General features: G+C 34.0%; 9 protein-coding genes. 7 read left to right on the top strand and 2 right to left on the bottom strand.

Features of this window, described 5'->3' with window-relative positions; genetic code table 11:
- Positions 1–114: 114 nt before the first annotated feature.
- Positions 115–564, top strand: coding sequence for a hypothetical protein (locus tag LOK41_RS10515; RefSeq protein WP_241816411.1), 450 nt, complete (start codon positions 115–117; stop codon positions 562–564).
- Between the two features lie 54 nt (positions 565–618).
- Here LOK41_RS10515 and LOK41_RS10520 read toward each other — a convergent pair whose 3' ends face one another.
- Positions 619–1,410, bottom strand: coding sequence for an arylamine N-acetyltransferase family protein (locus LOK41_RS10520; protein WP_241816412.1), 792 nt, complete (start codon positions 1,408–1,410; stop codon positions 619–621).
- Positions 1,411–1,982: 572 nt separating this feature from the next.
- Here LOK41_RS10520 and LOK41_RS10525 point away from each other — a divergent pair.
- Both LOK41_RS10525 and LOK41_RS10530 read left to right on the top strand, forming a co-directional pair.
- Positions 1,983–3,884, top strand: coding sequence for an endonuclease MutS2 (locus LOK41_RS10525; RefSeq protein WP_241816413.1), 1,902 nt, complete (start codon positions 1,983–1,985; stop codon positions 3,882–3,884).
- 6 nt (positions 3,885–3,890) lie between these two features.
- Positions 3,891–4,418: a GNAT family N-acetyltransferase gene (locus LOK41_RS10530; protein WP_241816414.1), complete on the top strand. Its 528-nt coding sequence runs from the start codon at positions 3,891–3,893 to the stop codon at positions 4,416–4,418.
- 53 nt (positions 4,419–4,471) lie between these two features.
- Here LOK41_RS10530 and LOK41_RS10535 read toward each other — a convergent pair whose 3' ends face one another.
- Positions 4,472–5,437, bottom strand: coding sequence for a quinone oxidoreductase family protein (locus LOK41_RS10535; RefSeq protein ID WP_241816415.1), 966 nt, complete (start codon positions 5,435–5,437; stop codon positions 4,472–4,474).
- A gap of 131 nt (positions 5,438–5,568) precedes the next feature.
- Here LOK41_RS10535 and LOK41_RS10540 point away from each other — a divergent pair, with 131 nt between their 5' ends.
- The 4 genes from LOK41_RS10540 to LOK41_RS10555 all read left to right on the top strand — a co-directional run.
- Positions 5,569–6,465 (top strand): LysR family transcriptional regulator, encoded by an 897-nt coding sequence (locus LOK41_RS10540; RefSeq protein ID WP_241816416.1) that lies wholly within the window; start codon positions 5,569–5,571, stop codon positions 6,463–6,465.
- Between the two features lie 372 nt (positions 6,466–6,837).
- Positions 6,838–7,380 (top strand): GNAT family N-acetyltransferase, encoded by a 543-nt coding sequence (locus tag LOK41_RS10545; RefSeq protein ID WP_241816417.1) that lies wholly within the window; start codon positions 6,838–6,840, stop codon positions 7,378–7,380.
- A 652-nt stretch (positions 7,381–8,032) separates the two neighbouring features.
- Positions 8,033–9,463 carry an alanine/glycine:cation symporter family protein gene (locus LOK41_RS10550; protein ID WP_241816418.1) on the top strand — a complete coding sequence of 477 codons (1,431 nt, stop codon included), beginning with the start codon at positions 8,033–8,035 and terminating at the stop codon, positions 9,461–9,463.
- Positions 9,464–9,999: 536 nt separating this feature from the next.
- Positions 10,000–10,242: glutaminase (locus LOK41_RS10555; RefSeq protein WP_241816419.1), on the top strand; the 243-nt coding region annotated here is incomplete at its 3' end.

Below are 10,242 nucleotides of genomic sequence, written 5' to 3' on the forward strand. Positions count from 1 at the left end.
GCACTATAGAAAAATAGAGAGCATAGGTGTCGTTATATCATAAGTAATTATTTGTTAAAGGATTGTGCATGTATATATAGACGGAAAATATATTTAAGTAAGGAGGGGAATGTATTGATTCTAATCCCATTCATTCTGTTAGGTTTACCACTTGCGATTATCGTATTTATTTTGTTAGCGATCATGAAATGGAAAAAAGAGGGGGAGGAAGATGTGTTTAGACAATTATATGTACATTTAGTATTATTTGCGACTTTGATGTTATCGATTGGAGGCGGAATTGGCATATTTATGGGACTATCAGATTATATCAGTCCACCTTCTTACTACGAATCTTATGATTCATTTCAAAAGATGAAATTAGTAGAAGCGAAAGATTCACAACAAACGGTAAGTGAAGAGCAAATTCGTGCAGAATATGATCGGAATGTAGAAGATAGAAAAGAAACAGTTAAACAAGAAGCGAAAAATACAATGATTAAAAGCTTAGGTTTTATCGTTATTCCGCTGCCTATTTTTCTGTATTTTAACAATGGTAGAATTCGAGATAAAAAATCAACGTAAATCGGAGGGAATAAAAAGTCTTGCCGCCATTGGTAAGACTTTTTATCATGTCGATTATAATAGTATACCGAATGTCGAGTGTAATAGGTCTGAATATTGCTCTTTTGTAATCTCTTCTTTACTCTGTACTCCTTGCTTTATTACTGTAAAATGATCTTTTGTTAAAGTAGCGTGCCCATCAGAAGTTAGTTTTACGGTAAGAGGTACTTTGTTAAAAGGAGAGTCTATATGTTCTACAATTGTTTTTTGTGCTTCATTTAATTTTCTTTCGTCAACTGCTTCCTTGTAAAATGCATAACCTAATGTCCAGTCTTGAGAGGAAGCGGCATCTAGAAACTCATTGCTTTTTCGCATTTCTAAAATGTAATTTCCTTTTTCAGTTGTTTCTTTTCGGATGCGATAGTCCCCGGTAACGGAATGAACAGTCTCACCTGTGAAAGGAACAGGTGAAAGGGGAAGATTTGAACCGAAACCGACTTCAATTAAATAAAGTTCAGTATTATGTTTTAAAACGGTTGCCACATGCCCTGAATCAACAGCCCAGGTACCGGAAGCGGCAGTATAAACTGTTCCTGATACTAAGTGAACATCAAAACCGCAATCTTTAAGGAAGTAGTACATCGTTGGATTCAATTCATAGCAAAGACCACCGCGATTATTAACTAAGATTTTTTCTTGGAGATGTTCTTTTGATATTTCTTTCACTGTACCTTGAATAATATCCAAATTTTCAAATGGAACTGCTTGAGCCATCGCATGAAGGATGTCGTTTAAATCTTCAAATGAAATGGATTCTCTTTCTTGTATATTTAATCTGGAAAAGAATTGTTTTTGTAGTTCTGTCATATAAATCGCTCCTTATTCACTTTACTTATATATAATTGTATCGAATGTTGAATAAGAAAACATCCGTAATACGTTGAATAAACAGTCCATACATATACTTACGACTAAAGTATTACAGTATGGCACCTTTACATCTTTTATAACATATAGTATGATAATTTCAATAAATTAGATTTCAATGAACATAATTATAAATTAATGAGAGGTGCTTTTTGTGAGTGCGGTAGGTTCTAAATAGGAAAAATTTAATGAAATAAATCTGATGAGAACAGGGGATTTTTATATACTTCATACCCCTAACTTTGTCATGGATTTATTTCGAATACCTATGAAGATACCTACAATACTTTATAAAGCGTGTAATGATGATGGAATAGCCATGTGTTTTTGGTGATGGTTTCTTTCCTTATATTTTGCACAGGCCTTGTAAATGTAAAAAGCTGCGGTGTCTCCGCAGCTTTTTTGTGTTTATTTTTATCATATGAAAATTTAATTATTTACAACTCATTGAAATCTAATGGGTAGGTATCTTCATTTTTGATGTGAGTAAATCATAGTGAGGAGAATAGAAATTGAATAAAATGACTTTTGAAAAGTTGCAATATAACGAGTTGAAGCAAATAGTTAAATCGTATTGTGTGAGTGGATTAGGAAAACAATTGTTAGATAAATTGGAGCCTAGCGCAAGTATCAAAGTAGTGAAAAATCGTTTGAATGAAACAACGGAAGCGCGAGCGATATTAGATGCAGAAGGGAATATACCTTTTTTTGGAATTTCTAATATCGATAGTACAATTCAAAAATTGGAAAAGGGAATGATTCTAGATCCGGCCGAGCTAGTTAGTGTATCAGATTTTTTACGAGGATGCCGAAAGGTTAAGAAGTTTATGCTCGATAAAGAATTTTTTGCACCAGTATTGGCATCATATGCGAATTCCATGTCCGAATTTAAAAGTATAGAAGAGGAAATTAATTATTCGATAAAAGGAAATAGCGTAGACTCTTCTGCAAGTAAAGAATTAAAACGAATCCGAAATAGCATTGAATCAGTAGAAGGAAAAATTAAAGAACGTTTAAATAAATTTTTAAATAGTAGTACAAATAAAAAGTATATTCAAGAGTTCTTTATTAGTAAAAAAGATGATCGATATACAATTCCAGTGAAAGCTTCCTATAAAAATCAAGTTGCTGGAACGATTGTTGAAGTTTCTTCTAAAGGCTCTACCGTTTTTATAGAGCCACATACAGTGACAAAATTAAATGTGGAGTTAGCAAGTTTAAAAGCGGAAGAAGCGATGGAAGAATATCAAATATTAGCCACTTTATCAGGAATGATCTTAGAGGACATTTATAACATCAAGATTAATATGGAACTAATTAGTCAATACGATATGGTGTTTGCGAAAGCGAAATTTAGTAAACATATTGGCGGGATAGAGCCGAAATTAAATGATCAAGGGTATGTAAAGTTAGTGAATTGCAAGCATCCACTTTTATCAGGAGAAGTTGTCCCACTTCATTTTGAAATTGGGCAAGATTACCGAAGTTTAATTATTACAGGGCCTAATGCTGGTGGGAAAACGATTGTTTTGAAAACAATAGGTGTAGTAACATTAGCAACAATGTCAGGATTCCATATTGCAGCAGATAAGGAAACGGAGATTGCGGTTTTTGAAAATATTTTTGTAGATATTGGTGATAATCAAAGTATTGAAAATGCACTAAGTACATTTTCTTCTCATATGAAAAATCTTTCAGAAATTATGAGAGTATCAAATAATAACACGCTTTTATTATTTGATGAAATAGGCAGCGGTACGGAACCGAATGAGGGAGCTGCGCTAGCGATTTCTATTTTAGAAGAGTTTTACCATATGGGCTGTATTACCGTTGCGACTACTCATTATGGTGAAATTAAGCGTTTTTCAGAAATGCATAGTGACTTTATGAATGCAGCGATGCAATTTAATAGTGAGACATTGGAACCGATGTATAAGTTAATGATTGGGAAGTCGGGGGAGAGTAACGCTCTATGGATTTCTAGAAAAATGAATGTGAAAGAAACTGTATTACAAAGAGCAAAAGGTTATATGGAAAATAAAGAGTATCGTTTAGAAAAACTGAATGAAAGTAGAATAAGAAAGCCTAAGGTTGTGAAAGAGAAAATAGAAGAGAAACATGAGTATGAAAAGGGCGACCGTGTAAAATTATTAGACTATGATGATTTTGGAATTGTGTATAGAGAAAAAGACAATTTCCACAATGTTGTTGTATTTTATAATGGTGAATTCATTGAAGTAAACGTGAAACGAATTTCTTTAGAAGTACAGGCAAAGGAATTATATCCAGAAGGGTATGATGTAGACACATTGTTTGTGGATTATAAAGAACGAAAAATGCAGCATGATATCGAGCGTGGTTCGAAAAAAGCGCTTCGTAAAATTCAAAAAGAAATAAGAAAGAATAGAGGTTGAAAAGTTATGACGATAATTGTTAGACAAGAACGTGAAGAAGATTATAAAAAAACAGAAGAAGTTGTACAACAAGCATTTTTAGATGAAGAATTTAGTGATCAAACAGAACATAAATTGGTACATCGAATTCGAAAATCTAACGCATTTATTCCTGAGTTGTCATTAGTAGCGGTAGATAAAGAAGTTGTTGGTCATATTCTATTATCGAAAATTAAAATAGTAGATGGTAGTGCAACTGTAGATTCGCTGGCACTTGCTCCAGTATCTGTTGCACCAGGGTATCAGAAAAAGGGAATTGGAAGTTTGTTGATTTCTAGTGTGTTAAGAAAAGCAAAAGAGCTAGGATATCATTCTGTAATCGTACTAGGGCATAAAGATTATTATCCGAAATTTGGCTTTAAACCTGCTAGCCTATGGCATATACGTGCACCATTTGATGTGCCGGATGAAGTATTTATGGCAATGGAGTTAAAGGAAAATGCTCTTCAAAATGTGCAAGGAATTGTGCAGTATTCGGAAGCTTTTTCTGAGTAATACAAAAAGGTAGTTAGAAGAAATCCTCTAGCTACCTTTTTGATTTGAAATCATTAAGGTATTAATAAAATCTTCCCTGTACTTTTTCGGTTTTCTAATAATCGATGTGCGTCAGCACCATTTTCTAAAGAGAATGTAGTTGGATTTTGGATATGTAATTTTCCAACAGTAATCCAATCAAATAGTTGCTGTGAACGTGTTTTTCGTTCTTCATACGTTGTGAGTACATTCCAAAGATCCCCGCCAGTTAAAGTTTTCGAAGTGTCCATCAGCATTCGTGGATCAACAGGGGCAGGATCGCCACCAGCCATTCCGTAAAATACGACGGTACCACCAATTTGTGTGGTTTTAAAGCTCTCTTCTAATGTAGAACCTACTGATTCGTATACAACATCTACGCCATGACCTTTTGTGATTTGGAGTATTTCTTCACACCATGATTCTGAATATAAAAATACATGGTCTGCTCCAGCTGAATAGGCTGCGTCTGCTTTTTCCTTAGATGAAGTAAGAGCAATGACTTGTGCGCCTTGCATTTTGATGATTTGTATGAGAAGTTGGCCAACGCCTCCAGCTGCTGCATGAACTAATACAATATCACCAGCTTTTACTTTATAGCTGTCTTGTGTTAAGTAGTGTGCTGTTAACCCTTGTAATAAAACGGAAGAGGCTGTCTCAAAGGAAATTGAGTCTGGGAGTGGAATCGCTTTTTCTTTTGGAACAGCTACTAACTCCGCATTTGCGAATGGTACATCAGCAAATGCAATGTGATCTCCAATCGTAACATCGGTAACTTCAGTACCAATTTGCTCTACAATTCCTGAACCTTCATATCCTAATATATAGGGAGGGTTACCAACAAGATGATAGTTACCTCTACGTCTATATATATCAGCAAAGTTTAAGCCAATTGCTTTTGTGCGAAGAAGAATCTCATTCGGTTTTATAGTTGGATCAGATACTTCTTGATACTGTAATACATCCGCATTTCCGAATTCTTTGAAACAAAGTGCTTTCATTTGAAATACCTCCAGTAGTACACCGATATTGTTTGTTATTGTTTCTTATCATACAATACATATATCAATAGGGAAAGGTGATTATTTGGATAGAATCAATCGAAAATATCGATTAGAAGGAGGAGAGGGTTTTGGAGATAAAACAATTAATTACATTCAAAACAGTGGCTGAAAACTTGAACTTTACACAGTCTGCAAAAATATTGAACTTTGCTCAATCAAGTGTAACGGCACAAATAAAAGCATTGGAAGCTGAGCTAGGAACAGTATTGTTCGAACGATTAGGAAAACGCATTTTTCTGACGGAAGCAGGGCGGAAGTTTCAAGTATATGCGGATAAGATGATTGCGTTAAGTTACGAAGCGAAAATGGTTGTGCAAGATGAGCAAATGACATCTGGCACACTAGTGATCGGCGCACAAGAAAGTCAATGTACATATCGACTTCCTTCAATATTAAAGGAATTTAAGACAAAATTTCCGCAAATCAAACTGATATTCAAACCTGTTCATTCAAATGAAGCTGTAAAAGAGCAACTAATGGAAGGAAAACTAGATTTAGCCTTTATTTTAGACGAATGTAAAATAGAAGATGCTTTGCATGTAGAGTCGTTAGTTCGAGAAGAATTGAAAATAGTAGCATTTCCTAAGCATCCTTTACTTGAAAAATCTATAATCTGTACAAAGGATTTAGAAAGTGAAACACTTCTCTTAACAGAACTTGGTTGTTCTTATCGTACTATATTTGAGGAACTATTCCGTGCAGAAGATGTATATCCTGCAAATAAAATTGAGTTTGTTAGTGTGGAAGCAATTAAGCAATGTGTTATCGCGGGCTTAGGTATAGCGATTTTACCGGCGATGGTAGTGGAGAAAGATATACAACAAGGTGTAATGAAGGAGTTAGTTTTAGAGAATACAATCGCTCCTATTTTTACACAAATTGCGTGGCATAAAGATAAATGGATCACTACACCATTACAGCAGTTCATAGATGTAACAAGAGTGTCAATTGAGAACATGTATTAAGTGGAGAAATATTTGTTTTACATGTAAGAGGAAAGAGTCCTTACTATAATAGTTGTGATAAGTTGGTTTGTTTTTATATTCTTTCAAATGTTTAAGCTGTGTCACAATCATAATATTAATGACAACGAGTAAAAACATAGAAAAGACTAAAATAGTGAATATGAGTTATATCCATACAGGGAGGAATTAAAAAATCAGTTGAATGAATAATCTGAAATATGTAAAATGAATATAATCATATTAAAAGGAGATGTGCCAATGTTAGCGCTTATTGTAAGTATCCCACTGTCATTAGTGTTTATGGAAAATGGGGATAGCTAGGTTAGATAAGCTATGAAACTATCCCCATAATTGAAAAGGGGGATTTTTGAAATGAATAATCTTTTCTTAGGTGAAAATATTAAATTAGCAGCAATTAGAGCTGAAGATATTGAACAAATGGCTATGTGGCAAGAGGATAGTGAGTATTTAAGGAATGTAGATACGGATGCTGCAGTTCCGCAATCTTTACATGAAATAAAGGAGCATGAACTATTAAAAGGACGGAAATCAAATGGTGTTTCATTCATGTTAAGAACAATTCAAGAAGACATTCTAATTGGTTTTGTGGCACTTCATAGTATAGAGTGGAATAATAGAGCTGGCTTGCTAGCAGTTGGTATAGGTGATAAAAATTATAGAGGTAAGGGATATGGTACGGAAGGATTACGCCTTATTCTGAAATATGCTTTCTATGAATTAAACTTACATCGTGTAGGGCTCGATGTTATTTCTTATAATAAAACGGCTATTGAAGTATATAAAAAGGTTGGATTTAAAGTGGAGGGATGTATGAGAGAAGCTGTTCAGCGGGATGGGATGAGTTTTGATCGTATCATAATGGGGATATTGCGAAACGAATGGATAACAACGTAAAAATAATTTGAATAAGGTTAATAAAGTGAATTGACCATTCATGCGAAATATTAAGAAAAAAGAGAAATCTAGTGGCTTTATAGCTGGTTAGATTTCTTTTTTTTTGAATTGCTTCGGTTATCACGAGAAGATTGTTTGTGAAATGAATATAGAGGTGATAATGAATTTTTAAATATTTTAAAAATTTTTTATAAAAAACTGTACTTTTTGGTCAGATTCTGTACTTTTGATTATAAATTAAAGATACGTTTCTATTAGTTTAGATTTGAAAGCGCTTCTAATCGTTTTTGTATTTTTTGATAATTCAGTTTATATATCCATACAAATATTAAGAAGAGACAAAAAGAATCTATACAAGTCCAATTTCAAAATCCGACATATGGAATAAGCATGATGGTGCAGCCACATTTCTGGATAAAAACTATTTTTTGCGGGAGGAGCTAGAGCATCTATATGTAGAAGAGTCAGGTCCTTTAAGATGACCGGTGTACAGTTACATGTTATGGAGATTCGTATAAAAGAGGAAATACCATTTTCATAGAAAATTTTTGTCTTTGTTGCATGTGTATATGAAATGAGGTTAGTTATGTCAGAAAATAAAGGTGATTTTATATAGATTAGGGGATATGAAATTTTGATATGAGGTGATGATATGGAACAATTTTTGGTGGATCTAGTCGGGTCAACGAATGCTTTTTTATGGTCTAAATTGTTAATTATTATGCTTGTTGTTTGCGGAATTTATTTCACATTTAAATCGAAATTTGTACAGTTTCGAATGCTAAAGGAAATGGTCCGTGTGTTAATGGAAGGGAAGGATAGTTCTAAAGACCAAATTTCTCCTTTTCAAGCGTTTTGTATTGGTATGGCCGCTCGCGTTGGAACAGGAAATATCACAGGAATTGCGATTGCGATTGCACTAGGCGGTCCTGGAGCGGTATTTTGGATGTGGATTATCTCTATTATTAGCTCAGCATCCAGCTTTGTTGAAAGTACATTAGCGCAAATATATAAAGTAAAAGATAAAGATGGTTTCCGCGGCGGTCCATCCTATTATATGGAAAAAGGGTTAAACAAACGTTGGATGGGAGTAATATTCTCTATTTTAATTACGATTACTTTCGGTCTTGTATTCAATTCTGTACAATCCAATACCGTTACAATTGCTTTTGAGAACTCATTCGGTACAGATCGTTTAACTGTAGGGATTATCATGGCACTTGCTTTCGCTGCGATTATCTTTGGTGGTGTACAGCGTATTGCAAAGATGGCAGAATACAAGGTGATGTTTCTAGCAGTCTTATACATTGGAGTTGCATTATTTGTTGTAATTACGAACATAACAAAAATGCCGGAAGTTCTTTCTCTTATTGTTCAAAACGCATTTGGCTTTAAACAAATAGCAGGCGGTTCAATCGGTGCAGCACTCATGCATGGAGTTAAACGTGGTTTATTCTCAAATGAAGCTGGTATGGGAAGTGCGCCTAACGTTGCTGCAACAGCAACAACAAGCCATCCGGTGAAACAAGGACTTATTCAAGCATTTGGTGTATTAACGGATACACTAATCATTTGTACAAGCACAGCATTTATTATTTTACTTTCTGATGCATACAAACAACCAGAGCTAAATGGAATTGCACTTACACAAGCAGCATTAAGTGAACATATCGGCCCTTGGGCATCGGGCTGTCTTGCTATCTTTGTTTTCCTATTTGGATTTGGTGCGTTAATTGGTAACTATTATTATGGAGAAACAAATATTCGATTCTTACACACAAGTAAAGTATGGTTGATGGTATACCGAATAAGTGTGTTAGCTATGATTGTATTCGGCTCAGTTGCAAAAATCCAACTTGTATGGGATTTAGCGGATTTATTTATGGGCTTTATGGTTATTATAAATTTAATTGCTATTACCTTACTATCAAAAATAGCCTTTGCTGCGTTACAGGATTACATGAAACAGAAAAAAGCTGGTAAAGACCCTATTTTTTATAAAGGAAGCATTAAAGGACTTGAAAATGTTGAATGTTGGGAGCATTATCAGGATACTTCAACTTCAAAAAAGAAAAGTATGTAACCAAAAAAGATATTCAGACTGTAATATGTCTGAATATCTTTCTTGGTTCTAGTGCAAAAATAATTGATTACATAAAAAAATAGTGTCGTAACTTAAGAACTTTGGAACAGATTCTTTCTCAACTAATTGATGCAGGATAATAAAAGGTATTAATATATTGCAACTATATTAAGAGGCTGAAAAGAGGGGTCTGAACAACAGCAAAAGTAATGGTATATTTCTTTAAAACGATTTCTCAAACAGCAAAGGTCTATCAAGTGAATATATGTTTAGTCATGTATATGGATAGGTTAAGAAAAAATAACAATTTTTGAGTTGGTCATACTCAATTATCCGGGAGATTCATATAGGTTATAACTGATTAGGCTATGGGATAAAAATCATAAATCTTGAATATGCTATACCTTTAGGACATAACCTATCAATCTATAGGAAAAGGGAATAGCCTTGACAATGTTTTTTGCACTTTATTGTCTATTATCCATTAAGAAAAATTCATACTGTATAGAATTAATAGAACGGAGGAATATGGTTAAATGATAAAGGAGTATAGCGTTCAGGTTGAGAGTCAAAAAAAAGCTTGCTTAGATCTAGATCAATGGGTAACTCAGTATAGATCATATGCTGCTAAAGGGCAAAGCGCCAGTTATATTCCCGCTTTGGAAAAGATAAATTTATCGCAATTAGGTATTTGTATAGTAGAGCCAAATGGAACAATGATAAAGTCAGGGGATTGGGAGGTACCTTTCACCTTACAAAGTATATCAAAAGTAATCGGT

This window comes from Bacillus sp. TL12 (assembly GCF_022625245.1).
GTDB lineage: Bacteria > Bacillota > Bacilli > Bacillales > Bacillaceae_G > Bacillus_A.